This is a genomic window from Varibaculum massiliense (assembly GCF_900106855.1).
GTDB lineage: Bacteria > Actinomycetota > Actinomycetes > Actinomycetales > Actinomycetaceae > Varibaculum > Varibaculum massiliense.
The window spans coordinates 420,318-446,881 of sequence record NZ_FNWI01000004.1; the positions used below are offsets into that span (position 1 = coordinate 420,318).

22 protein-coding genes are annotated in these 26,564 nt (G+C 49.3%); 1 reads left to right on the top strand and 21 read right to left on the bottom strand.

Going from position 1 to position 26,564, the window contains the following annotated elements:
- Positions 1-2 precede the first annotated feature (2 nt).
- The 5 genes from BQ5456_RS01975 to dxs form a co-directional block, all read right to left on the bottom strand.
- A complete protein-coding gene (locus BQ5456_RS01975; protein WP_071128518.1) occupies positions 3-836 on the bottom strand; it encodes an NAD kinase in 834 nt (277 codons plus the stop codon).
- Positions 829-1,695 carry a TlyA family RNA methyltransferase gene (locus tag BQ5456_RS01980; protein ID WP_071128519.1) on the bottom strand — a complete coding sequence of 289 codons (867 nt, stop codon included), beginning with the start codon at positions 1,693-1,695 and terminating at the stop codon, positions 829-831. Before BQ5456_RS01980 ends, BQ5456_RS01975 begins: the two co-directional genes overlap by 8 nt.
- Before the next feature lie 2 nt (positions 1,696-1,697).
- The gene (locus BQ5456_RS01985; RefSeq protein ID WP_071128520.1) at positions 1,698-1,901 is read right to left on the bottom strand and encodes a hypothetical protein; all 204 of its coding nucleotides are present in this window, start codon (positions 1,899-1,901) and stop codon (positions 1,698-1,700) included.
- Positions 1,885-4,302: an HAD-IIA family hydrolase gene (locus tag BQ5456_RS01990; RefSeq protein ID WP_235858515.1), complete on the bottom strand. Its 2,418-nt coding sequence runs from the start codon at positions 4,300-4,302 to the stop codon at positions 1,885-1,887. Before BQ5456_RS01990 ends, BQ5456_RS01985 begins: the two co-directional genes overlap by 17 nt.
- A gap of 203 nt (positions 4,303-4,505) precedes the next feature.
- A complete protein-coding gene (gene dxs, locus BQ5456_RS01995) occupies positions 4,506-6,377 on the bottom strand; it encodes a 1-deoxy-D-xylulose-5-phosphate synthase (protein ID WP_071128521.1) in 1,872 nt (623 codons plus the stop codon).
- Between the two features lie 96 nt (positions 6,378-6,473).
- On the opposite strand from dxs, the gene BQ5456_RS02000 reads away from it, so the two are divergent.
- Positions 6,474-8,273, top strand: a complete 1,800-nt coding sequence (locus BQ5456_RS02000; RefSeq protein WP_071129876.1) for a chloride channel protein — start codon at positions 6,474-6,476, stop codon at positions 8,271-8,273.
- A gap of 116 nt (positions 8,274-8,389) precedes the next feature.
- Here BQ5456_RS02000 and acnA read toward each other — a convergent pair whose 3' ends face one another.
- The 16 genes from acnA to BQ5456_RS02085 form a co-directional block, all read right to left on the bottom strand.
- Positions 8,390-11,092 (bottom strand): aconitate hydratase AcnA, encoded by a 2,703-nt coding sequence (gene acnA, locus BQ5456_RS02005; protein WP_071129877.1) that lies wholly within the window; start codon positions 11,090-11,092, stop codon positions 8,390-8,392.
- Between the two features lie 292 nt (positions 11,093-11,384).
- A complete protein-coding gene (locus BQ5456_RS02010; RefSeq protein ID WP_071128522.1) occupies positions 11,385-12,827 on the bottom strand; it encodes a hypothetical protein in 1,443 nt (480 codons plus the stop codon).
- Between the two features lie 9 nt (positions 12,828-12,836).
- Positions 12,837-13,628, bottom strand: a complete 792-nt coding sequence (locus tag BQ5456_RS02015) for a metal ABC transporter permease (protein WP_071128523.1) — start codon at positions 13,626-13,628, stop codon at positions 12,837-12,839.
- Positions 13,625-14,290 carry a metal ABC transporter ATP-binding protein gene (locus BQ5456_RS02020; RefSeq protein WP_071128524.1) on the bottom strand — a complete coding sequence of 222 codons (666 nt, stop codon included), beginning with the start codon at positions 14,288-14,290 and terminating at the stop codon, positions 13,625-13,627. The genes BQ5456_RS02015 and BQ5456_RS02020 overlap by 4 nt, the downstream gene beginning before the upstream one ends.
- Positions 14,283-15,233: a metal ABC transporter solute-binding protein, Zn/Mn family gene (locus BQ5456_RS02025; RefSeq protein WP_083378493.1), complete on the bottom strand. Its 951-nt coding sequence runs from the start codon at positions 15,231-15,233 to the stop codon at positions 14,283-14,285. The genes BQ5456_RS02020 and BQ5456_RS02025 overlap by 8 nt, the downstream gene beginning before the upstream one ends.
- Before the next feature lie 271 nt (positions 15,234-15,504).
- On the bottom strand, positions 15,505-15,984 hold the full coding sequence (locus BQ5456_RS02030; RefSeq protein ID WP_071128525.1) for an ABC transporter permease: 480 nt from the start codon (positions 15,982-15,984) through the stop codon (positions 15,505-15,507).
- Positions 15,985-16,138: 154 nt separating this feature from the next.
- Positions 16,139-16,771 (bottom strand): helix-turn-helix domain-containing protein, encoded by a 633-nt coding sequence (locus BQ5456_RS02035; protein ID WP_071128526.1) that lies wholly within the window; start codon positions 16,769-16,771, stop codon positions 16,139-16,141.
- Between the two features lie 796 nt (positions 16,772-17,567).
- A complete protein-coding gene (locus BQ5456_RS02045; RefSeq protein WP_071128528.1) occupies positions 17,568-18,869 on the bottom strand; it encodes a hypothetical protein in 1,302 nt (433 codons plus the stop codon).
- A gap of 651 nt (positions 18,870-19,520) precedes the next feature.
- A complete protein-coding gene (locus BQ5456_RS02050) occupies positions 19,521-19,715 on the bottom strand; it encodes a hypothetical protein (protein ID WP_071128529.1) in 195 nt (64 codons plus the stop codon).
- A gap of 123 nt (positions 19,716-19,838) precedes the next feature.
- A complete protein-coding gene (locus BQ5456_RS02055; RefSeq protein ID WP_083378299.1) occupies positions 19,839-20,141 on the bottom strand; it encodes a hypothetical protein in 303 nt (100 codons plus the stop codon).
- Positions 20,128-21,264 carry an HNH endonuclease signature motif containing protein gene (locus BQ5456_RS02060; RefSeq protein ID WP_083378300.1) on the bottom strand — a complete coding sequence of 379 codons (1,137 nt, stop codon included), beginning with the start codon at positions 21,262-21,264 and terminating at the stop codon, positions 20,128-20,130. Before BQ5456_RS02060 ends, BQ5456_RS02055 begins: the two co-directional genes overlap by 14 nt.
- 43 nt (positions 21,265-21,307) lie before the next feature.
- The gene (locus BQ5456_RS02065; RefSeq protein WP_071128532.1) at positions 21,308-21,619 is read right to left on the bottom strand and encodes a hypothetical protein; all 312 of its coding nucleotides are present in this window, start codon (positions 21,617-21,619) and stop codon (positions 21,308-21,310) included.
- Between the two features lie 87 nt (positions 21,620-21,706).
- Positions 21,707-21,991, bottom strand: coding sequence for a hypothetical protein (locus BQ5456_RS02070; RefSeq protein WP_071128533.1), 285 nt, complete (start codon positions 21,989-21,991; stop codon positions 21,707-21,709).
- A gap of 91 nt (positions 21,992-22,082) precedes the next feature.
- Positions 22,083-22,676, bottom strand: coding sequence for a DUF4097 family beta strand repeat-containing protein (locus BQ5456_RS02075; protein WP_071128534.1), 594 nt, complete (start codon positions 22,674-22,676; stop codon positions 22,083-22,085).
- Between the two features lie 273 nt (positions 22,677-22,949).
- Positions 22,950-24,323, bottom strand: a complete 1,374-nt coding sequence (locus tag BQ5456_RS02080) for a class I SAM-dependent RNA methyltransferase (RefSeq protein WP_071128535.1) — start codon at positions 24,321-24,323, stop codon at positions 22,950-22,952.
- Between the two features lie 11 nt (positions 24,324-24,334).
- The gene (locus BQ5456_RS02085; RefSeq protein WP_071128536.1) at positions 24,335-26,503 is read right to left on the bottom strand and encodes an APC family permease; all 2,169 of its coding nucleotides are present in this window, start codon (positions 26,501-26,503) and stop codon (positions 24,335-24,337) included.
- Between the last annotated feature and the right edge of the window lie 61 nt (positions 26,504-26,564).

Genomic DNA, 26,564 nt, shown 5'->3' on the forward strand with positions numbered 1-26,564 from the left:
ACTTACCCCAGCGAACGCCAACCCTTAACCGGCAACTGGAACTTGTGAACCAGGCGCCCGGAGAAAGGAGTGTCAAGAATCCGGGCTAGCAGTACCGATGATTTGCCTTTAGTAGCCCGCATCGCAGATCCGGGCGGAACTTCGTGGCAGCGCAGACCATCTAGCCACAGCTCCATGGGAGTACGCTGATCAGGTAATACCGAGATTTCCATAGTGGATTCGGGGGAAACCACTAAGGGGCGAGTGAACAAACCGTGCGCTCCCAGGGGGGAAACCACTATCGCCTCTACATCTGGCCACACGATTGGTCCGCCGGCAGAAAAGTTATAGGCGGTAGAACCAGTCGGGGTAGCCACAATCAAACCGTCGGCTCCATAGGTAGTAATGCCCCGCTGATCAATCCCTAATCCCAGGTGGGAAGGATGTGCGCGGTCGGTAGATAAAATGGCGGCTTCGTTAAGCGCCCAATCGGTTATTTCACTGCCATCAGGTAAAGTCACCGTCACGTCCACGGTCATCCGCGACTGCACCGTATAGGAGCCGGCCACAATATGATTGATAACTTCCGAGATTTTATCCGGTTCCACTTCGGTTAAGAAGCCGGTGTGTCCCAGGTTGATTCCAATTAGTGGCACTGCTTGGGCACGAGCATAACGGGCTGCTCCTAACAGGGTTCCATCTCCACCTAAAGCGATTACGATTTCCACTGCACCGGGATATTTTTCATCTACCGGGGTTATCCCATGACTGCGCAGCGCCTGCGCGACATTATCGGCAGTTTCTTCCAAATCGGGACGTGAAAGGTGCCGGATTACCATTACCCGTCGCTCACCCATGAGTTTCTCCCCCTGCTTGGTTGGTTTTATCGCTTTGTTCTTGTCCCGCTGGTCCGGCAGCAATCGCATCTCTTAGCATTTGCTCGACCACCTCCGCTGCCGGCATTTTTGCCCCGCGTACTAGGTAAACGAAGTACTCAACATTGCCTGCCGGACCGGGCAGCGGTGAGGCTGCCACTTTCTGTAATCCTAACCCGTTTTCTTTCGCTGCCGCGATCACTGCTAGCACCGTGTGGAAATGATCTTCCGGGTCACGTACCACTCCCCCAGACCCCAAATGTTCGCGCCCAATCTCGAACTGAGGTTTGACCATCAACAAATATTCGGCGTCGATGGTAGAGGCACGCACCAGAGCGGGAATAACCAGTTTTAAGGAGATAAAAGATAAATCTCCCACCACCAACTGGGCAGGTTCCCCAATTGTTTGCGGATCCAGGTAGCGGATATTGGTGCGGTCATGGACTTCTACCCGCGGATCTTGCTGCAAGTTCCAACGCAGCTGTCCATACCCCACATCTACCGCAACTACTGAGTCGGCTCCCCGTCGCAACAAAACATCGGTAAAACCACCGGTAGAAGCGCCGGCATCCAGACAACGTTTCCCTTTTATAACGGGGGCGTCCTTATCTAAAATATCGAGGGCGCCGGCCAGCTTATATCCGCCCCGGGAAGCGTATTCCGCGTCTGGGGTTTCGGCTACCACCACCGCTTGTGCCGGGTCTATCTGGGAGGCAGGTTTGGGCATTACCCGACCATCAACCCTGACTCTGCCAGCGGTGATTATCCGGGCGGCATGAGCGCGAGAAGTCGCTAGATGCCTACGCACCAGTTCGCGGTCTAGCCGACGCAGCCTCCCCACACCTATTTCCTTCCTACCTGCGCATCCAGTGAATCGAGGACGGCAGACAATTTGTTAACCGCGGTCTCTAAGTCACTTAAAGTAACCTGCGGGTAGATGTTGTCCCCCTCCTGCGGCCAACTTGCAGTCAGCTGATCAATATCGGATTTTCGCGCCGTTAGTTCCAGGTCTTCTGGGGAATCCTGCAGGTTATTCTGAGCGTTCACTGTCAACCTCATCGGGGAGGAGCAATTCTAGCTGTTGATCTTCGCTATCTACTGGGAGTGGTACTTCTTCCCCTGCTTCTTCCTGCAGGTTTTCATCGGATACCTGCTGAGCAGAGTCGAGATTTTCTTCGGCTTCTTCGCTGGGAGCCACGAATCCTTCCTCGAGGGTATCGGCGTCATCCTCAGGAGCGTCTGATGCCGAGGTTTCCACCTCGCGTACTACCTGCAAATCTGGCAGGTGTACGAATACGCCCCGATCACGGGCATCCCAAACCGCCGCCACCAGGGCGCGGTAGTCCTCCAAGCTGAGTACTTGGCCGTTATCGACCGGTTCTTCATCCCGCATTACCCGTCCGTCTTCGGCCACCATAAAAGCCGCAGATTCTCCGCTGGTCCAGGCTCCGGTAGGTTGATGTACCGGACCGGGATGTACTCGCATCAAGTCAGTAAGGTCTAATCCTAAATACGAGGGACGCCGATCCGGATAGGCCAGCGCTACCGCTTTAGCATCAGACACTCCGGTAAGCACATGCAGACTGAGCATATCGGCAGCCACTGCCCCCGCAATATCCGTATCGAGGCGATCGCCCACCGCCAGCGGTTTAGTTGCCCCCGCGTGGGCGGCGGCTTTCCGATAGATGCCGGCAAATGGTTTCCCCCCGGCGAAGGGTTTTTGCCCGGTAGCGTGTTCTACCGCTGCCACCAGGGATCCATTCCCCAGAGCAAAACCATCTTCCGTGGGCAAAGTAGCATCCAGGTTGGTTGCCATAAACAAGGCACCAGCACTAATGGCGTAGGCAGCTTCAGAAAGCTGGCGCCAGCCAACCTCTGGACCATAACCTTGAATAACCGCCACCGGCTGCTCACTGGCCTTACTCACTACTTCAAATCCGGCCTTTGCAACTGTATCGATTAGCGCCTGAGTTCCAATCACCAGTACTTTCGATTCCGGTTCAATCTTTTGAGTGAGGATCTCTACCGCATCCATCGCTGCAGTCATTACCTCAGTCGGATCAGCGGCAATCCCGTGACCTTTAAGTTTTTCCGCAACCTGCTCGGGAGTACGGGAAGCATTATTGGTTAGGAACTGGAACTTTACTCCGCTTTCGCGCGCCGCCGCTAACCCGGCAGCCGCATGAGGAATATCGCGGGTTCCGGCATAGCACACGCCATCCAAATCGATTAGCAAAACGTCGGCAGTTTCTACTAACGGTTTTCGACTTCCATGCAGATCAGAAGGCACATAGGGGTTATCCGCTTCCAGAACTTCTTCCAGATCCACAATGGCCACCGTGTCCGGAATTTCCGGGATTTCCTCTGCGACTTTATCCGCTTCTTCATCTCTGCCCAGTTCGCGCAACAAATCAGTCTTGTAGGAAAGGATTCGCGCCAACATCACGGGATCTTCTAGGGGGTGATTTTCTAAGAATTGATCAAGTAGCAGCAGCGCTGCATCTGATTCACCTAGATCATGACGGGCTCCTGCCTGCACTATAACCAGCTCTACCAGGTCTGATAGCTCGAAGCCCGAAATATCCGTTTCCGCAATAATCTCTAGGGCTTTTTCAGGCTTTCCGAGACCGCGTTCACAATCAGCCTCGATGGCTCGCAAACTGTCGCTGCCACTTAAGCGGCGAGCCGCGCGTACCTCCCGCAGGGCTTCACTATATTTTCCGCATCCGTAGGCGGCGAGGGCGCAGGCTTCCCGCACAGCAGCGATCCGCCCTGCGCGGCTAACTGCCGCTTTGGCATGTAAATAGGCTTCTTCCGCATCTACATCCAGTAGCGATCCTGCCATCACCAGATGACGAGCCACTATTTCCGCGTTATTCGGGTCCAGCGAAGACAAAGCCGCCCGCGATTCTCGATCCAGGTCAGAAGCTTTTACCCCCGCAGGAATCTGCGGTTCATTCTCATGGCGCCATTCTTTTGCGCGATACCGAGAGTCGCGTACCCCATAGGAATGTTTGCCCTCGCGGGGTGCTTGTGCTTCCCGTTCCCGGCGATCATCGCGCCGCTCCTCGCGGCGATTATCGCGGTTAAAACGGCGCCCGCCCCGGTTGTATCCCCGATCGAAACCTCGATTTCCGCCGCGTTCTCCGCGGTTATCTTCACGTTGCCCCCGGTAGGAACCACGGCGGTCGCCGCGATTATTGCGGGAATTGTCTCCGCTCCGCTCCTGCCATTTACCACCTGAACGGTTGTTCTTGCGGTAGCCGCCCTCACGGTATCCGCCCTCGGATTGTCTCCGTCCACGATAACCATCCCGATCGCCTTGCCGCTGACCTCTAGAGTTAGAGTAGTCACCTTGATTTGAGGAGTTACCGCCACTGCCCGCCTGCGAGCGCCGCTTGCGCCATTGGGGTTCGCGTCTGCCGCCTTGCTGATTAAAATTACTCAACTCTAGATCCTTATCTTTTTGTTACGATGCTGCCTTCTATTCTAGACGCAATCCCAACGGTAAAGCTGCCTGCAACAGGTTGTCTATCCTCACTATTTCGCAGGTACTACTGGGCTTAAGGACTAGTTCTTGAAAAGTCGCGTCTTTTCTCACGAACACGTTCAAAAAATATCTATACCAGTAAGGGGTAATGCACGAAGTAGCTAGTTAAGTAGGGCTGCCAGTTCATCTAGCATACTCTGGGGGGTCATTCGGGAGGTTTCTAGCAGGTGATCGCGGGAATCCGTGGGTAAGAAGGCGCGAGGAATCCCAAAGGATTTAATCGGGGTGAAACAGTTTTCGCCGGCGCAGCTGCTACGCAGCAGCGCGCCCACCCCGTTAGTTACTTCCCCGTCCTCGATAGTGATAGCCAAATCAGCGCCAGCCACCTGTTTTAAAAGCGCGGGAGAAACGGGGATTACCCACCCGGGATTTACACATTTAACCGCATGCCCCCGCGCGGCAAGTTCTTTGGAAAGAACGATGGTCGACTCCGCCATAGCACCCACTGCTACCACCAGAATTTTTTTACCGGTTCCGGAACTTTGAAATAACACATCGAGACCATCCACGGTTGTTTCTGCTTCAATATCGGCAGGTACGCTCCCCTTGGGGTAGCGCACTATGGTGGGACCGTCCTCGATAGAAACTGCCTTCCCTAAGAGTTTTCGCAGGGTGCTGGCATCCCGCGGAGCCGCTACCCTAATCCCGGGAACCATGGCAGCAATCGCCAAATCCCACATCCCGTTATGGCTGGCTCCATCAGCTCCGGTGATACCCGCGCGATCTAAAACCACAGTTATTCCCTGTTTATGCAGGGCAGCATCCATTAGCAGCTGGTCGAAAGCGCGGTTTAAGAAAGTGGCATAGAGGGCGAGCACCGGGTGACAACCAGCAAAAGACAGTCCGGCAGCCATAGTCATCGCGTGTTGTTCGGCAATACCTACGTCGAATACCCGGTGCGGAAATTGGGCTCGCAACGGTTTTAAACCTACCGGCTCCATCATTGCCGCCGATATTCCCACAATCTTGGGGTTCCGTTTAGCCAGTTGCACAATTTCTTCCGCAAATACCGCTGTCCAGCCAAAACGTTCTTTCTTTACCGGCAAACCGGTTTCGGGATGAATCGGGCCCACAGTGTGGAAATGATCGGCATCATTTTCTTCTGCCGGAGTGTAGCCGCGTCCTTTCTCAGTAATGGCATGCACAATGATTGGTCCAGAAAACTCTTTCGCCCGCGCTAATACAAACTCGGTGGCCACAATGTCATGCCCATCTACCGGGCCGGTATATTTGATTCCCAGGTCAGAAAACATCACTTGTTCGGGAGACACCATATCTGCCATCCCCCGTTTAATCCCGTGCAACGCCTCATAGGTGAGTTCGCCTGGTTTGCCCCGAGATTTTAAGTGCTGTTTCCCCCAACGCAAGGCTCGCTCATAGGCGGGAGAGGTGCGCAGGGCATCCAGGTGATGAGCCAGACCCCCGATGGTGGGTTCATAAGAACGACCGTTATCGTTGACCACAATTATCAGGCGTAAATCGGGCCGCTCGGAGATATTATTTAGTGCCTCCCAGGTCATGCCGCCGGTCATGGCGCCATCGCCGATTACTGCCACCGTGTAGGAATGATCTCCTTTTAGGGCTTTAGCCTCCGCGATTCCCTGCGCCCAGGACAGTGCAGTAGAAGCATGAGAATTTTCCACCACGTCATGTACTGATTCTGCGCGCGAAGGATAACCCGATAGTCCCTGCGCGGTCCGCAGATGAGCAAAATTTTTGCGTCCCGTTAATATCTTGTGGACATAAGCTTGGTGTCCGGTGTCGAAAATAATGGTGTCCGTGGGAGAAGAAAACATCCGATGCAGGGCGATAGTAAGTTCCACTACCCCCAGGTTGGGGCCCATGTGACCGCCAGTTTTCGCCACATTCTCTACTAAGAATGCCCGGATTTCACCGGCCAGCTCACTTAGCTCCAAGCTGGAGAGATTATTCAAATCTGCCGGGTTAGTTATCCGATCCAGAATTCTTGCCACCCAGCCAGTTTAGCCACATTTTGTTTTATTGCGGGCAAAGATGGATTTATCGGCAGTTACTTGCACCAACACCACCTAGCGCGTCAAACTAAAAGCATGGGGAAAAAGCAGTCAGAATCTACCGATGCTTTCGGGAGTTCGCGCGCCGGGTTAACTGCCCTTTCCATTACTATCGGGGCGCTAGTCGGCCTGGTTTCGGTAGGTTTTTACTATTTAATCGCCGGTTGGAGTTACCTGGTCACCGGCTATACCGATTACCCCGCCCACGCTGGCGCCCCCCACGGATTCCTCGGGTTAGCACCGGCCTTTATCATTGCGGTTCCAGTGCTTTCCGCTTTACTTTATGCACCGGTAGTTGAATATTTCACCCCTGGTTCTCGCGGTCATGCCGTACCAGAAGTAATGTTCGCCGTCCGCCGCAAAGGCGGGAGGATCCCCGGACGCAACGCCCTAGTAAAACTTTTCGCTGCTTCTCTGACCTTGGGAGGAGGGGGAAATGCGGGCAGAGAAGGGCCGATTGTAATGATTGGGGCCGCGATTTCTTCCTGGATAGGAACCCGCCTGGGGTTAAGCAAACAGCGCCTGATGTTCCTGTGTGCTTGCGGGGCTGCCGCGGGGATTGCTGCTACCTTCAACGCTCCCCTGGCTGGTGCCTGTTTCGCGGTGGAACTGGTGTTAGGGGCTCTTAGCGCCGAGGACTTTGTTTTCATCGTATTTGCCTCGGTGTCCGCCTCTCTGGTTTCTCAACAGTTTTTGCCTGACCAGGCCAGCGTGCCTCTTAGCCAATCGCTAGACCTATTTTCCCACAGTGATTACTTGCTGGTCGCACTGGTAGCTTTAGTCGCAACCTTGGCGGGAATCGGATTTTCTAAACTTATCTACCTAGTTTGGGATGGGATTGACCTGGTTTATCGCTGGAATGCATGGTTTCGCCCGGTCGCTGGTTCGCTGCTACTGGGAGTATTTCTCTACTATTTCCCGCTACTTTACGGCACCGGCGATAGCGTGCAGTTGCGGGTGCTCTCTGGTGATTTCCCAGTATGGATGATTCTAGCGTTACTTTTAGGACGCGCCGTGAGTGCCGCATTCACCATTTCTATGGGGGGAGCCGGCGGAGTCTTCGGTCCTACCTTATTTGTGGGTGCCTGTGCGGGTATGGTGGTGGGACAGCTCGTTCAACCTTGGTCGGCTTCTGCAACTGCCATTTATGGAGTAATCGGCATGGGGGCGGCTTTCGCGGCGGCCTCTCGCGCACCCCTAACCGCAGTCTTCATCATTATCGAAATGACCAGGCAGTATTCTCTGATTCTCCCGATGATGTTGGCGGTAGCCATTGCCACCGGTATTTCCCTATTTATGACTCGTTCGACTATTTACACTCAAAAACTGCACCGCCGCGGTGACCGGCTTTCCGACCCCGTCTCGGCTACTCTATTAGGGCGCAGCACAGCCGCGGATTTAATGCATCAACCACCGCAAGTTTTAAGTCAAGATATTTCCCTAGCTCAGGCGGAAAATACCCTGGAAACTTGCGGCGAGAACTCTTTGGCGGTGGTCGATTCCCAGGGAGAATTCCAAGGCTCCGTGAGTGCCCTACTGCTCGGTCAGGAAATCGATAAACGCGGCGCGGATGCGCCCTTGGCGCAGATCCCTTTAACCGCAGCATTCTGCACCCCCACTGAACTCCCTAGTCAAATTCTCAAGGAGCTGGCAGAATCTTCTCTTTCTAACCTGCCGGTGGTGGGGCGCTCCCAAAAGGTCTTGGGTTATGTGCGAGGACGCGACTTGATCGTCAAGCTCTACCGTCAGCAAACCCGCGCGCTTAGCCAACGCGACTTGGGAGATTCCCTGGGCAAGCGCATCCGCAAACGCTGGAAACAGCACCGCCACCGCTAACGCCACTCTGGGCGTGGTGAAAGCGCTCGGGGGACCCCGGTGAGCCTTGCTTCGCTCGGCTCAAGCCCCCTCTCGCATCTTTCACCACGCCCAGAGCATTAAACTCGTGCGATTAACTAGGCAACTAGATTGCGCAGTACGTACTGCAGGATTCCACCGTTGCGGTAGTACTGAGCTTCACCGGGAGTGTCGATCCGCACGGTGGCGTCGAACTCTACGGTGGAGCCATCGGTCTTAGTCGCTTTCACCTTCATAACCTGCGGAGTTACCCCCTCATTGAGCTGGGTAATGCCGTTAATATCGAAGGTTTCTGTCCCATCTAGCCCGAGGGAATCAGCGCTTTCGCCCTCGGGGAACTGTAGCGGCAAGATCCCCATACCGATCAAGTTGGAACGGTGAATCCGTTCGAAAGACCGCGCGATAACCGCTTTGACTCCCAGCAGCAAAGTACCTTTAGCAGCCCAGTCACGCGAAGATCCGGTTCCGTACTCTTTACCACCGAGTACTACCAGTGGCACTCCGGCCTGGGCGTAGGATACCGAAGCATCGTAAACCGGCACCACTGGGGCGTCAGCTTTGGTGAAGTCCTTGGTGAAACCGCCCTCGACATTGTCGAGGAGCTGGTTACGGATACGGATATTTGCGAAGGTGCCGCGCATCATCACTTCGTGGTTACCGCGCCGCGAACCATAGGAGTTGAAGCTACGCCGTTCCACGCCGTGGGAGCTGAGGTACTGACCAGCCGGAGTCTTGGCGGCAAACGCACCTGCGGGGGAAATATGGTCGGTGGTTACCGAATCTCCCAGTTTCAGCAGCACTCGGGCTCCGGAAATATCTTTCACCGGATCTGGGGTTTCCGGCATCCCTTCGAAGAAGGGTGCTCTGCGCACATAGGTGGATCCGTCGTCCCACGCGAAGGTGGGTGAATCGGGAACCTCCAGGGACTGCCAGCGGTGATCTCCTTCGAAGACGCTCTGGTAATCCTGCAGATACATATCGCGGTCGATAGCCTGGCCGATTACTTTTTCTACTTCTTCGGCAGCCGGCCAAATATCGCGCAGGTAAACTTCGTTTCCTTGGCTATCTGTGCCTAGCGGCTCGGTTTCGAAATCGAAGTCCATAGTTCCGGCTAGTGCGTAGGAAATAACCAGCGGTGGGGATGCTAGATAGTTCATCTTTACATCCGGGTTGATCCGCCCTTCAAAGTTACGGTTACCAGACAGTACCGACACTACCGTCAGGTCTGCTTCCGCTACCGTGTTGTGAACTTCCTCGGGCAGCGGACCGGAGTTACCGATACAAGTGGTGCAGCCATAGCCGACAATATCGAAGCCCAGCTGCGACAGGTACGGCATCAGACCGGCTTTTTCGTAGTAGTCCCGCACTACTTGGGAGCCGGGAGCTAGGGAGGTTTTCACCCACGGCTTCGGCTTTAGTCCTTTTTCAGCAGCGTTCTTAGCGAGCAAACCAGCCGCCATCATCACCGAGGGGTTGGAGGTGTTAGTGCAGGAAGTAATGGAGGCGATTACCACGTCGCCGTGATCCATGGCTACTTCTTCCCCACCAGCTAGTTTCACCTGGGTGGGGCGGGTAGGACGCATCAGTTTCGGATCAATGGTCTTATCTCCGGCCACATAGTCGGGAAGAATCTTCTTGAAAGAATCTTTGGCCATTGCCAGCTCGATGCGGTCTTGCGGACGCTTCGGACCAGCAATAGAAGGCACCACGGTGGACAGATCCAGTTCCAGATATTCGCTATAACGTGCCTCGTGAGAGGGGTCATGCCACAGTCCTTGCCGCTTAGCGTATTCCCGCACGAGGGCGCAGGATTCTTCGCTGCGGCCGGTCAGGTGCAGATAGTCAATAGTGACCTCATCAATCGGGAAGATAGCGGCAGTGGAACCAAACTCCGGCGACATATTGCCGATAGTGGCGCGGTTGGCTAGGGGAACTGCTCCTACGCCCTCGCCATAGAACTCTACGAACTTGCCGACTACTCCGTGGTCACGCAGCATCTGGGTGATAGTCAGTACCACATCAGTAGCGGTAGCGCCAGGCGCGATTTCGCCGGTTAGCTTGAAGCCCACTACCCGCGGAATCAGCATCGATACCGGCTGTCCCAGCATGGCCGCCTCAGCCTCGATTCCGCCGACGCCCCAGCCGAGGACGCCCAGACCGTTAACCATAGTGGTGTGAGAGTCGGTACCTACCAAAGTGTCGGGGTAAGCCAGCGCGCCATCCTCGTCCTGGTCGGCGAAAACAACCCGCGCCAGGTATTCGATATTTACCTGGTGCACAATCCCGGTTCCCGGAGGTACTACCCGGAAGTTTTCGAAGGCGCCTTGCCCCCAGCGGAGGAACTGATAGCGTTCCTGGTTGCGCTGGTACTCGATGTCCATGTTCTTTTCCACGGCATCTTTGGAGCCGAATACGTCGATCTGTACCGAGTGGTCAATAACCATTTCCGCTGGCACTTGCGGGTTGATCAGGTCAGGATCTTTACCCAGGTTCACCACCGCGTCGCGCATAGTCGCCAGGTCAACGATGCAGGGAACGCCGGTGAAATCTTGCATTAAGACCCGCGCCGGGCTGTACTGGATTTCCTTGCTAGGTGCCGCTTCTGGATCCCAGTTTGCTATCTGCGTAATCTGCTCTTTGGTGATATTTTCCCCGTCCTCGTTCCGCAGCAGATTTTCTGCCAGGATTTTCAAGGAATAGGGCAATTTTTCGGTGCCAGGCACCGCTTTTAGGTCATAGATTTTATAGCTCTTATCGCCAACACTTAGCTGTGTCGCCGCCCCAAAGCTGTTTAAACTCATAGCCGCCTCCCGCAGGGAATCAAAATATTTTCTCTTGATATCAAGATACTTTGCGAAGCGCACGAATGCCAGTATTTACAACCCCCGATTTTTTCTTTCAAGGTTTAGCGTTGCACTTTTCGAACCTTTTTTCTTTTTACCTGCGAGGACGAGCATGCGGGCTGAGGGAAAAGCATTGCTACCCCTCAGCCCGCAAGAAGGAGGCACTCCCCCAAACTCCGGGGATTTATAAAAGAATTTCCTTACCTAATTTTCTTTTACGTTACTTTCTGCCAAGCATTCCTAGAACTTTCTAGGGCGCGACCTCCGCGGCGCTCCCCCAACCGTTTTCCCCTTGGGGACGTGCCTCGGGATGCAACACCAGATATTTCAAAGTGGCGACTACCTGCCGGGCGCTGTAACCGTGGAACATATTATCTTTACCTCCGCGGGCGAACTGGATAATCGTATCCAAGGTCATGTAGTGGTAGTGATCGTAATGCGGAATCACGAAACGTTGATTTTCCTGGTCAAAGCGGGTGGTATGCGTGACGTTTCCGTAGGTTATGTACTCCAAGGGTACGATTAGTTTCGCTTCTACCTGGTCATAGGTAAACTTTTCGTCTTCTTGAACCTCGGTGCTGTCCTGCGGTTTTTCTTCCTCATATTCGGTGATCTCAATATCGGGATAGAGCTCAGAAGGATCGGTATAACTAATTCCTTCATGACCATCAGCGAAGTGTAGATGCCAGTGGTCTCCGTGGCGTTGAATTTTTACGACTCGTTCAGAGTCGTCGGGTTTTTGCTGTCCGGGTTGGTTACCGGGTTTCGGCCGCTGCTCCGTTGGCGGTTGTGCTTGACCAGGCTGGTTAGGCTTATCACCTCCATTCGGCTTCGGCGCTTCCCCATTCCCACCATGTGTACCGGAGTACTGACCTATTTTTATTTGCGGAAAGACTTTCGCGGGATTTTCGTAGGTAATATACTCTTCCCCCGCCTGCGTATAGGCGTGATAGTGATCCGCGTGCTGCAAGATTTTCACAATCGGCAACTTGGCCAGTTGCGGCAAAGAAACCACCCGCACTAAGGGCAATCCACCTCCAGGGATTGGTTTCCCGCTCGGACGGGGTTTTACCGTGCTACCCGGCACTCCGGAAGGATTAGTTTTACCACCAGCGGGAACTACCTGGGGACGCCACGGCCGGTAACTGGGAACGGGATTTTTTCCGCCCCCGTGGCTGCCAGTATAAGTTCCGATAGCAATCCCGGGATATAGGCCGCTGGGATTAGTGTAGGTAACAAACTCTTGGCCATCCGCGGTGTAAATATGGTAGTGGTCTCCATGTTTTAGGATTTTGACTACTCCCTGCGATGCCACCTGCCCCAATTGTCCCGCAGATAGTACTTTCGCGGTGCTGCGCAGCTGCCCCGCACTCTTAGCTTTGGATGGATCAGTGTAAGTGATGATTTCGCGTCCATCTTTGGTAAACACATGCCAGTGGTCACCGTGTTTTATTACTTTCACGATTTCATCGCTAGCTACTTCCCCGTCCACTAACACTTGGGTGGTTTCGTCTAGTTTGAACTTGGGTCCTTGAGGACGAGGCATTATTTTCCTTGCAGCCGAGGGAGTTTTCCCGGAGACACCGAGGGCGTCCTCACCGTTATTAAAAACACCCCCGAACGCCAGCGCACTGGAAGTTAGCAATAGAGCAGCGGCTACCCCCGCTCCTACAATTAGCTTAGCTTTAGCCATGTTTTCTCCTTACTTTTTTCTAAAGACTAAGGCTGCTAGCAGCCCAAATACCGATATGAGGACGATTACCGCGCCGGGGCGCAGGTTTTGATAAAACGAGAGCACTAGCCCCGCATACACACAGAACAATGAGATGATCACTGACAGCAGCAAGGTGCCGCGATAGGTTCGCGCGAACTGCATAGCCCCAATCGCGGGGATTACCAGAATCGAGGAGACTATCAGGGATCCGATAGTTTTTGCCGCTACCGACACTGCTAGTGCCACCAACAGCGCGAACACAAAATTGAGGACGCGAATATTTATCCCTAATAGCCGCGCGGTCGGAGAATCGAATATGGTTAAAAAGAGGCGGCGATACAGGACGCTGTAGACCACTGCCACGGCTACCCCCACCCCTAGCACCAGATACAACTCCAGGTCACTTAGGGTAACGATAGAACCAAACAGATAGGTGGTGATGGCGCTAGATCCACCGGAAAAACTGGTAAAAATTCCGGCGAGCCCAATCGAAGCTGCTAACACAATAACCGTAGAAATCTCTTGGTAGGCACGCAAACGTACTCGTACTGCTTCTACAAATAGAGCTGCGATTACGCAGGCAATAACCGATCCCACTAAGGGGTTAAAACCGAAAGCCAGCCCGGCGGCTACTCCCGCCAGCGAAGAGTGTGAGAGCGTATCCCCCATCATCGATAGGCGTTTGAGTACAATCGGCAAGCCAATTAGCGGCAAGATTACCGCCAGTACCGTTCCTACCAGGAAGGCGCGTTGCATGAAGTCATAAGCAAACAGGCTCATCGGCTAACCTCAAGTTTTTCCAGCTCAAGGGAAGTCATTTTCCCTGCAGACAAGCGATAAGCAGCATCTATGAAAGGAGCAACTTCCGCCAATTGATGGGTAACCATCAAAACCGTTTTCCCCTGGTCACATTGCTCCCGCAGGAGGCGGTAGAGATCAAGCGAAAACTTTTGATCTATACCGCCGGTAGGTTCATCCAAGAGAATCAGACGCGCCTGTTTCAGGAGTGCCAGTAAGACTCCTACTCTCTGCAGTTGCCCCCCAGATAACTCGCGCAGACGATGGGTGCGCACCCCGCTTAACCCCACGGTGTCCAGCGGGGCGGTAGGATCGCTTTTTCTTTTCAGTTGCGCCAGATAGACCCGCACTAACTCCGCCACGGTGGTCGGAAAATTGCGGTAGCCACTGACCGCGTTTTGGGAAAGATAGGCGAGGTCGCGATAATGGTTATCTACACTACTCAGATCACCAAAAAGGCGAATTTGACCTTGCGAGGGATGCAAATTTCCCAAAATCAGGTTCATCAGGGTGGATTTTCCTGCCCCGTTATCGCCGCTCACCGCCACAAACTGTCCGGCAGTGAGGGATAAATCCACTGACTGCAGCACCGGGATATCCCCGTACGCAAAAGCGACTTTATTTATTTCCAGGATCTTATTCACCGAACGATTCCATCAAGTTAGTTAAGTTTTTCTCCATTAGCCCCAGATATCCGAGTGCCTCTTCCTCCTTAGTTAGATGCTCCATGGTGTAAAGAGTGCCGGTTTTTGCTCCGGTAGTGCGTGCTAGGGTTTCTGCGACTTTCGGAGTGGCTTTCCCTTCAAAAAAGATCGTGCTGATCTGATGTTTCTTCACGAAATCAGCAATGGTAGCCAATTGGTTAGCCGAGGGTTCGTCCTCGGGTGAAATCCCGGTGACTGCTACCTGTTTGAGACCGTAGTCGTCTGCCAGATAGTTGAAAGCTGCATGGGAGGCAACAAAGTAGCGTTTTTCAGCGGGAACTTTAGCGATTTCCCGAGCAAATTTTTTGTCTAACACCTGGAATTTTTCTTGGGCTTTTTTCAGATTTTCCTGGTAATAGCTAGCATTTTCAGGATCTAGGGCGCTAACCTTTTCGCAAATTGTTTTCAGCTCGGCCTGAGCATTTTTAACGCTGAGCCAAGTGTGGGGGTTAACCGCAGTGCTATCGGTGCGGGCCGCATCTTTATTTCTTAGTAGGGTTAGCCCTTGCGATAGATCGAGGAATTTTTCTTCACTCCCAAGGCTCTCGCGGAGGTCTCCAATAAAGCCTTCCATTCCGGCACCGTTGTAAACAATCAGATCGGCTTTTGAGAGTTCAGCGCGATCGCTGGTTTGCAGTTCAAAGTCGTGGGGCTCTTGCGTGCCTTTAATAACCGTTTTGACTTCCATCTTGTCGCCGACGATCCGGCTGGTCAGATCGGCTACCGGAAAGAAAGTGGCATAGACCAGAGGTTTATCTTTTTCTCCAGTGTTTTCCGTGGTTGCCCCTCCCTGCGCGTGCGCACTGCAGCCTGCTGCAGAAAATACCAAGAGGGCGGCAATCAGCGAAGCCAGAAGGGTTTTGAAGCTATTTTTATGCACCATTTTCCTAACCGTTTTAGTTTTCTCAGCGAAAAATTTATTTCGTTCAAAAAACTTAACAGTAATGAGAACGGTTATCAACTTAGGTGAGTATGCGCCTTCTCACCATTTTTCGTATTTTGCCAAAACGTCTCTCCCACTGCACCCAGCTCACAGATTTGATAAATGGATGACACCTTTCAGAACTAGCGAAGACTCCCTCGACACCTGCGATTGTAAGGACGTCAGCAACTTTCACTCCCCATCCAGAGAAAACAACTCTGGCAGTTATTCGTCAAAATAAAGTTAGTAGATATCCGTCAACTAGCGCCACGAAAAAGTAGAGCAACAGCGCTCTTATAAATGCCTCGATATGCTTTTTCGGATCTTTATAAAGCTCTTTTTGCGGTATTTTCGATAATCTTATCCGCTTGCTATTTCGCCACCACAGCAGATCAATGATGAGCAGGTCAAAGACATTTAAGGTCTGTCCCAAAATCAGCAAATATATAAAGTTATGAGAGAAGTTTTCCTGGCGAATAGGAATTCCGAAAAATAAAAATAAGACAGTAAATACGAAAAAGTGTGCTGCCCAGACACTGACTTTTCCTGTTTCCTTAAACTTTCCGCGGTACTCGGCAATCTCTTGGATGCGGTTTTGAACTTTATTCGGATAGGAACTATAGTTTTTTAAATTTTTCTGATCCGTGCCAGTCCCTAGGTAGCAGACCCCAAAAAATGCCGCGCATAAAATGACTATTTCGATTAAAAGCACATGTATCCCCTAACCCTGAAACGTACTGGGTCACTAAAGTTGCATGACTCAGGTAAAAGCATGTACAAAACCCGGAAAATAAAAATCAGGAGAATACGGAAATCAAAACTGAAAACCACATTCTTCTGACCAATTCCCAACCAACTACCGATTCTTACTTATCACGCAACTTACCAACTTGCGTAAATTCCTTATCCCCAACACGCATCTTCTTATCAGTGAACTTTACTCGCATCATTCTGCTAATAATATGCTCATCCGTTATCAGCACAAAAAATTGCTTTTCTTTTTTATTCACCAAGTAATACTGTTCACTGCCAATACTCTCTACCGCTTTACCGAATGCAAACGTATCAAAGAAAGGAATACCACCAAACAAAGTAGTAATCCACCCGATAAAATTATCCATAAACTTTTCAGACGAATTTGGAATAAACTTCGTCACCGTGAGCATAATAATTTCAGCGTCTGCATATTCATCGCGAATAATTTGTTCCTTCATCTTGATTTTCTTACACACACCCAATTTTGCATTAAGACCATACTTCGCTAAATCAATAGGCTTCTTAATAATTGACAAATCAATAGCATTGTCTTTATCCAACAAATAGTCGACAGTAACACCCAGCGCATCCGCAATCACCTTCAAATTTGCAACATCTGGCAGACCGCGCCCACCTTCCCACTTCGCTACCGCAGCACGCGAAACCATAATCATTTCAGCAAGTTCTTTCTGAGTTAAACCCGCTTCCACGCGCGCATTTCTGATTTTTTCTCCTAACAACATTGTATAACTCCTTTCATTGGCTATGAGTTTTCGTTCTTAACGATTATTTGTTTTGCTCGTAATGCAATTAATAATCGCACTGCGTAATTACAGGCTAACGAGCAACATATGAATAGAAAAGGAACGAACGAGAACAAAAGCGTTACGAATCGTAACATGGCATTTTCTTAGCACACGCGCACATAATTATGTGAAAATAGCTGTTTCAAAAGAATTTTATATAAAACTAACAGAGAACGTACAAAATCCAAGGTGCACGAGCCATACAACACAACGCACCGATGACCGATATCCACCTCATTGCTCTGCTCTCATTCATGCCAATCCCCAACAACGAACGTACGGGATAAGGCAACAGAAACATACGTTTGTTGCCAAGCGCATATCAGAATCGACAAGCGCAAGGATCCAAGCGCGCAACAACAGCTGCTAATCCGGCTTTGACATCAATACTATAGTCTCGACTTGTATCAAGACCGCCCTGATGATAACCCTACATCAAGAACTTAGTCTTAACGCTCGTTGCGGGGTGGAAGTTGGCAAAGGAAATGTCGATTGGATGTAAAAGTCAAAGGCACTGAAAAGCGGTTTTATATTGTCTGGCAAACTCATATCCGCAATCGTCATCATTTCATTAAGCGCTAAAATATCTCTCTCACTAAACAACAAATTATCATAGCCGGCGTGAATGGCATTCTGCGTGCCGGTGGCACCATTCATGTAAAGGGGACGAGTTCCTTGTCATACTTTTTTGTTACAACGCACCTGTCACCTTATCGTCCCCCTTTTTTCACATTCATTCTGCCTTATCCATTGGTAAGTAGTATATTTTTCCGTCTTTAGAAATCAGTTGCACATCCTCGGCATACAGGTCAGAGGTGTCCTGCGGATGTTTAATGGATTTGACTGAAGCTTGAACCGTTATCATATCTACTGTTTTTTCGTTAATCGCCCTAAAATTAAGGTCATCATTAAATAATCCGGGAATAAAATGAATGACGCCATCGAATCCAACTCTTTTACGCTTAATCTCGTCTGTATCAATGCCTAAGCGATTTACGGATGTCTGATGCCACCCAGTCAATAATGCTTGAGTATCTTCCACCTGCTTTGTGTATGTCGGCAAAAGCGCTGCGCACTGCTCTCTTGAGACAGCTCCCATATGAAGCGTATACCTCAAGTCGGAAATCTTATACAGCACATCAAGTAATGCTTTTTGGTATGTATAGCAGCTTTGCGCTTCTTTTAATTCCTTTTCATAAGATGCATAATCCAGATCATTTTTCTTTGCAAAGCCCGCCAAAGTCAAATTAACCTGACCAAGTAACTGAGTACATTCTTCTTCCAGATTATCGAGCTGCGCAATCTTTGACAGTCTCAATTCATCATTCTCAAGGATCTCTACCTGAAAGTCAGCAATTTTCTTAACATGAGCAACGAGTGAAAAAATCCGACTTCGGAATTCGTTATCTTGAAAATCAGATATTTTTGAAATTCCATCACTGATTTCTCCAAGCTCTGCATTTATCTGTGTCATGTAATACTGCCCGACGACCATTGATGCCACTCCCATAGCTGCCGCCGCAGTATTTGCTACTACAGCCGTTCCATTTTGAGCTTGAACCGCTACAAGGTTTGCATGACCCTTGATTCCATTAGCACCAAAATAGAGTCCTCGAACCGCTCCTTCCATAGCCTTAGAATTGGTAAGTTTAGCACCAGCCGGGATTATAGCGCGATACAAAACCTCGCTTCCCGCTTTTGCGGTTTGGAATGCATTTGAACCTGCTATACCAGCCTGTGCCAATCCGGGAACAAGATTATTCACACGCGCCAGAACTTTACTATCAGTTATCTCCACCAGCTTACTCTCATCGGATATTGCTTCTGCCGGGAGCATTTCCATCTGAATGACAAGTTCATCGAGCTTTTGATCTGGCTGAGATAATTCACTGGTTTCCTTTGCTGCCATCGCCCCATTATCCGAATCAGAGCTATTCTCACCTTCGGGAATATTTGTTTTCTTTTTCCTATAAATTAGTAAAGCAGCAATGGTAACCACTGCCACAATACATATCCCAACTACAACATGCTCCATATTCGAAGTTCCTCCTGTTACCGTTCTAGAATAGGAAAAGAAAATTTTGCGAATAAATCAAGCCTTACCGGTCTTAACATCTATCTCACAGCCAAAACTCCACGACATCTAACTCGGCAACTCAACACAGCGACATCTATCAGGGCAACTCAACTCTCACACTTTTTGATCCGATTTGCCTTTGAATAATTTTCCACAGAGCGTTTTATCTGCCCAATGATAAATCAGCCCGATTGCCGGAAAACCGGAGTATCACCGTGCTTTATAGCTTATTTCACCCCTCCCTTGACATCAAGACTACGCACTCCACATGGATTGAGAGAACGGGTAGTATAGCTACACTTTTTTGAGTGCACACTATGGATATTGGGTGCACTTTTTAACGATAGAAAAAGCTATCGTTAAAAGGTTTAAGATTGGCTTAATAGCTTGATTCTTGAGCATAAAAATAGCCTAGAGAGGATTCCCCCTAGGCTGACTTTTGTAACATTTCAAACGCTCACATTCTTTTGGCTTTTACGATGCCCTTTCAACATTCACACTAATCTCTGATTTAAAAGTTACGCTGAACCTGTCCTCGTAAACTTTTATTTTCTTGATGTACGGCCTTACCAGCTTCTCGTCATATTCACTAATATCGTGACACTCACTTTACAGAAAATCTTCCATTTCTCTGATTCGTCTTTTAGCATCTTCTTGACCTGCTTTTTCTATAAGAAGCTGCTGTTTCTTACCTTTCAGTTCATCAATCTCATCAGCTATTTTCGTGTAGTCTTTTTTAGCTTTAAGCAAGGTTAGTAGTATCGCTTGTTTATCTGCAATTCTTTTATCAACCGTTTCAAGCACGTTTAAGTTATTGCCTGCGATAATCTCTCTAATATTATTCTTCAACTTTTTTAATCATATGAAAATATTTCAACGCTATCTTTATCACCTTGTCATTGTCGGATACTATTACCCATTTTATAATCACTTTATACAGATATATTTCTTATCCAACTTATCTATAAATCCCATCTCTTTTTCTTCTTCAAAACTTAGAGCAGTTATATCTGCAGGATAAAACGTTTTTTGCTCTATGAATTCTATAATTTCATTTACACTTTTTTGAATATCATAAGAGAAGGTTGAATATAATAACAAAACATCAATATCTTCTGAATATTTATCTGGTTTCAATATGGAACCAAAAATATAAGACTTGTCAAAAAAGCAAAACAAATCTATATTTTTTTTAATTAAATTAATTGCTTCTATTTTACTTAATTTCATTGATATATCCATAAAACTCATCCATTGTAAGTAATTTAACTTCAAAATTATCAGCTAAGTTTAATGCTTCTCTTGATATACAGCATGACCCATTCCAATTATGTAAATTTACAATTACATAATTAGGTTTTGGTGACATGCTAGATAAAAATGTCCTACTTAAGCAATATTCATAAACAAAAACTATGTTAATGTCATTCACTTTAATTTCTCTTAATGAATCTTGGTTAACATATGTAAAATTTATATTTCGAGATCTTAAATATTTCAAAGCAAAATTTAAACTTTCTAATCTAACACCCGTTTTTCTAAAACAACTGTTATCATAATATAGCTGCCTTACTCTAGGAGTATCGTCCATAAATATTTTTTCTTTATTTTTCAGTAATATATATGGTCTTTCTATCCCTAGCATAACTTCGTCTATCAAATTTTCTTTTCTCAATACTTTTATCAGTTCTTCCATCGACTCTGTGGATGGAAGAATATAATCGCTTACTGGCATGATTCCGAAAATAGAGTTAATTTCCTGTGGAAAAAGCACCTCTCTCATCTTTTCCCCATCATCTCTGGTAATTTTAAATTCATCAACATGAGTTATAAACTTTTGAATCAATTCTAAATTTGAATAGTTCTTATACGAATGCTGCTGAAATAAAGTACGATTATTTTCAAATAATAATTTTAGCTTTTCATTATTTGATAATATTTGAGGCTCAAATTTATCCCATAAAGACTTATTACCACTCAGGTAGTAACTTTTATATATGCTATAGTTCTCACTCAAAAAAGGAACAACTTTTTCTTTAAGTTGATCAAAAGAGCTCAGTTCTACAGAAAAAAATTTTTCTAATTCATTTCTTCTAATCTCTTTCCATTGCTTAACCATGTTTTCATCTATAAAACCAGTTTTATCAAATTTCTTATGACAATTAGGGCATAAGACTATCAAATTTTCATATGAATTATCTTCTGTTTCACAATATGCACCGATATGTGCTTTTTCCATGATATCACTATTCTTTATAAATAATTCTGCTCGACAATCTGGATTCATACATCTTCCCATAGATTCTGCCCATAATCTACGTTTTACATTTTCAGCAATTGCTTTTCTATTCATTTTCTAACCTCAGTTTATTTATATGGAAATTTGTCGCCAAAATTTATTTAATCATATGAAAATACTTCAACGCATCAAAAATAGCCTCTTCCTTTTCAATTGGGCACTGTGGGATTTTCCGACTCTCGTTGTTTGATATATTGTAGTGTTCCCTAATGTCTAAACCGTATTTTCTCTTCACTTGTGCAATATAAAGTGTAGATACCTTAAACCCAAACTTTTCCAAAACATAGTTTTGAATTTGCTTATAGGTAGCCTTACTTTCAGCACTTGTCAAATCAAGCTCATTCAGCGGAATTTCAACATCTATATGTTTGTCGACATTAAGTTTGGAAAGAAGAGATAACGTCTCCACGTGAGATTGTTAGGCTATTTTCAGAAATTTGTCTAACCGTTTAGTTTTTCCTGTATTACTACGGTTATCACTGCTTTGCTTTTTAAGTTATTTCAATTCTCGATTAGGTAATTTTCCAGTTCTCAAAGCGACAGTAACAAACTCAACCTCTTGCAAGCACTTCTCGCAAAGTTCATAACCTTCATTGAAGTTCACTCTTGACCTAAATGTGCTAGCAATGAATTCGCATGGTGAGGTGATCTTTTCAACTACACCGCACCGTTCGCACTCAGCATACACATTTCCATCCTTAATTGGAATAAACATTCCATGGTCTTTCTCATTTCCCATGACGCTAACATCTTCGAAATCATCAAATTTTACATAGAGCATATACGGCTTCCTCCTTGATTGGTATGTCTACATACGCTCTAATTCCAACTTATATCAAGTTTTATTGCTTCTTTTTTGATCTATATGTCTGCTACTTCGCAATAGCTTTCCCATTAAGGCAGTGCACCATGTAATGCGCAAATCCATCGTTTTTACAGTTTACCTTCTTCTTATCTGAAACCTCGGTGACACCATTCTCACAATCTACTTCAAGGCTTGCATCCTTGGTGATTGTTCCTTCTAAAATACTCATGCCATTTAACGTATCAAGTGTACAAACATGAGTTACTTCTACGTTTGTTGCTGAAGCCGACCCATTACAACATTTAAGAAAGACATCATCCGCTTTCAAATTAACAACTTCTACCTTGCCATTGTTCACTTCTACATAAAGCTTACCAATCTCAATATCTGTGATGAGCACTTGATTAGAATCAGATTCAACCTCACAACCTTCCACATCATGTGGCAAACTCACAACAATTTCAGGCATACCCTGAGTAAACCACCTCAGCCAATTCGAAGCTGAGACTTTTTTAGTTTGAATAAGCCTTATAACATTTTGCGCTTCCTCAACCCTCAATATATCTTGTTCACAGTTAACAAAGCTCACGCCAAAGGTATCAGCACGTTTCACCGTTAAACGAACATCTTTCGTCTCTGCGATAAACTTCTTATTATCCATTCCTTAAGCACCTCCTCGTGCACATACTAATAATCATGTTTCATTTTACCTTTTGAGCTATATTTTCCCACTTCACCAGCTGGGTGCAAAGTGGGTGCACCTTTTAACGTTAACATCCTGTGCACTCAACCCTAGAGCGTTGATATCTTCCCTCATACAGCCAAACTGCGCTCAAAAACCACGCCAAGACAGCCTAAAACCGCCACGCATTAAACCTTTTAACGATAGCCCTCGCTAAACACTGCTACACAAGGGCAAAAATGCACCCACCTATTAAGCCCGTGACATCAATACGACAGTCTCGACGTGGTGCGTGTGGGGGAAAAGATCGTATGCCTGTAGGGACGCGATTTGGTAGCCGCGGGATACGGCGACTTTTAGGTCGCGGGCAAGGGCTGCCGGGTCACAGGCCACGTAAATAATGCAATCTGGCTCTAGGTTTGCCAGCGCTGCCATCACTTTTTGTCCCGCACCGCTGCGCGGCGGATCCATTACCAACAGGGGCGGCGCCTTTATCTTGTCGGCATAATCCGCGAGCGCCCGGGCATCGACCCGCCCGGAACGAATCTGCAAACGTCCGGGCACTCTAGAAAGATTTTTGCGCGCCATTTTCACTGCCGGCTTTGACCCCTCCAAAGTGGTCAGGCGACCTCCCCTGCTCAGAATGCTAGCCAGGGGACGCGAAAACAGTCCCGCACCTGAGTACAGTTCCAGGATTTCTTCCCACCGCCGGTTCCCGAGTGTCAGCGGGCGGTCGCTAGTCGAGTTTGCGTCCCCAGTCCCGCCACTGAGAGAGTTTCCTTGCTCTTCACCCAGCGCGGCAAGCGTCGCATTCCCATGCTGATCATCACCGGTAGCGGCCGCCATTACTTGCTCGCCTAAAATCCGTGCCGCCTGGCGGTGTGCCTGCCAGAAACCGCTCGGTGCCATCAGGTAGTCCCCGAAACCGCGAACCGTTAAACGCACATTCTTTTCTGCAACCGGCTGAGCCGATTCATCGAAGAGGGCGCGTCCATTCCACACTCGCAGCCCATTAGCGCTCGCCCAAGCTCGGATGCGTCCTCCCGGCTTTAAAACCTCGCTCCACCTGTCGGGGTTGCTAAATAAAGACGAGCCACTGATCAGCGGATCTGCCAGGGGGAAGCTATCGATCTCTACCAGTTCTTCTCCGCGGAATTTAGTCATCGCCACCCGCCCGGCAGGACTGACCTCAAAATCGGCGCGCAGACGATACCCTAAGCCGTTCTCGCCGCCGGCGTGTCCGCTACTTACGCCCTGGCAGCTTAGCTCTCCCCCACTGGCAGCCAACGCTTGCGCGTAAACTTCCTCGCCCCCCAGGCGCCGCAGGCAATCCGCCAGTACCTGCGTTTTCCAGATGCGTTGGTACGGCAGTTTCACGTGGCAAAGATCCGCACCGCCCGTGCCTCCCGGACCACCCAAAGCCCACACCGGCACTTGCCGCTGAGGTGAAGCCTGAAGCACTTCGCTCACCTCGGCAAAAATAACTTTGCCTTTCTTAGCGACCGGGACGGCTTTTACCGTCTCCCCCGGCAACCCGAAACGCACCATATAGGTTTGACCATCCCTGTGCGCCAGGCAGTAACCGCCGTGGACGGGGCGCAGCAGCTGCAGAAAAACTTCACTCATAAGCTAAATACTTAAAAATCAGAGGAAAAGTCAGGCTGAATATCCTCGTCACTTTCGGTTTTATCCCCCAGAGAGGGCGGGTCAATCCCCCAACCGCCATGGACATTATCAAACCAGGGAAGACGGTCGTCTTCACCCATAAAAGCACCTCGGGTTATATCTTTAGATCCTCCTCTGAAAACCGGGTCTGACTTGCGATATTCTTCGGGAGGACGCAGCGGCTCTATCCCTGCTCGGCGATCTTTACGCCCCGGGCTATAGGAGAAGTTCCACGGCACCAGCACCACCAGTACCCCTGGCAGATCCCGCAGCTGGCGACGAATACGGTAAACGGAGCGGTTATGTAAGAACTTTTGCCACGGATATTTCCCCAGATAGCAGGGAATATAGATTACTACTAAATCCCGAGGCGAGCGATGCCGCACAGACCGCACGTGCTGGATCAGAGGACCGGTAATGTCGCGGAAAGGTGACGCTAAAACCGTCAGCGGCACTTCTACCCCGCTATTTAGCCAACTTTCCTTCAGACACTCAAAGTCATCAGACTCAATCTCTACGTGTACGAGCGATAGCGAGGAGGGGTGGCACACGCGCGCATAGGAGATTGCTCGCATCGTAGGTTTATCCAGGTTGGAAACCAGCACTATGCTTTGCACCCGGGAGGGCAGCGCGCGTGCAGTCGCAAAATCGCTCACCAGGGTTTGCGCGGCAGTGCCTTTATAGTATTTCCCGATTGCTCGCAGCAGCCCAAACATTACCGCCATCATTACCAAGGCGACCCCTGCACCTTGGGTAATCCGGGAAACGGTCACCACTCCCAGCACGGTAGCGGTGCAGATAAAACCAATCGCATTGACCATCCAGCGCCGCCGCAATATTTTCCGATTAGTTTTAAACGTATGCATACGTAGTTTCGTGTTCCAGTATCGCAGCATCCCCAGCTGAGAAAGGGTTAGGGAGATGAAAACCCCCACGATATACATTTGGATTAGACGGGGAGACTCCGCCCCCGTCACCGTTATTAATACCGCTGCTACTAGGGCGGGAACGCAAATCACTGGCGATAAGGAACGCCTATCGGAGCGTCGGAAGATCTGTGGGGGTAATAACCGGTCACGAGAGAGTACCTGAGTTAGTTGCGAAAACCAGTTAAAAGCACTGTGAGCAGCAAACACTAAGATAAGAGCTGTTACCGCGGTGACCAGGTAAGCCATGAACGGATAGGGCGCGAATACCGTATGCGCTAGTTGTGCAATCACCGGGGGGACCTCATAGGCCGCAAGCGGGCCATCACCGGACAAGATTTGATAGTTAAGGGCGGGAACTTTTACCCCGGTTACTTTCGCCAGGTGTAGCACTGAAAGCATCATAGTCGCGCTAATCACTGCAAATAGCGCAAGCGTTATCCGCGCGTTCTTAGGACGGGGCTTCATGAAAGCAGGCACCCCGTTGCTGATTCCTTCTACCCCGCTCAAGGCTACGCAGCCTCCGGAAAATGCCCGCAAAAATAGCAATACTCCTCCCAGACCGGTCAATCCGGCCTCATAGCGCTCTGCGGGCAAAAGTTGCATAGCGGCGGTGTCCGCGGAACCCAGGGTACCTAGTGCCTCTTGGACAAAACCGAAAATCGCCAGAAGAGCGATTACGCCCATAAAAAGATAGGCGGGAATAGCAAAGAGCTGTGCTGACTCACGTAGCCCTGACAGGTTCAGCAGGGTCAATACGGCGATCACTGTTAAAGACACCAAAACCTGATGAACGTTGAGCGTCGGGAATAGCGCCCCCACGTAGCTGGCACACACGGAAGTGGAAACTGCGATAGTAAGCGAATAATCAACTAGTAGGGCGCTCACAGTCACCAGCGCGGCATTTGAACCCAGGTTTTGCCGCGCCACTTCGTAGTCCCCGCCTCCGCGTGGATACGCTCGCACCACCTCACGATAGGAAATAATTACCACTGCCATGACCACGAAAACTGCTACCCCTACCCACAGGGAAATCCCGGAGGCAACGATTCCCCCTAGTCCTAAGGTCAAGAGGATTTGATCGGGAGCGTAGGAAATCGAGGACAGCGCATTGGAGGCAAAAACTGGCAGGGCATAGCGTTTTGAGAGCCCTTCCCGTATCAACCGCGGTTTAGGCAGAGCCGGTTTTTCCCAGCCGTCTTTCACGTCTTTCACATCCCGATCATCCCACTATCTGACTAAAATCGATAGTTTTTGAGCTAGCAGTAAGCTGAAA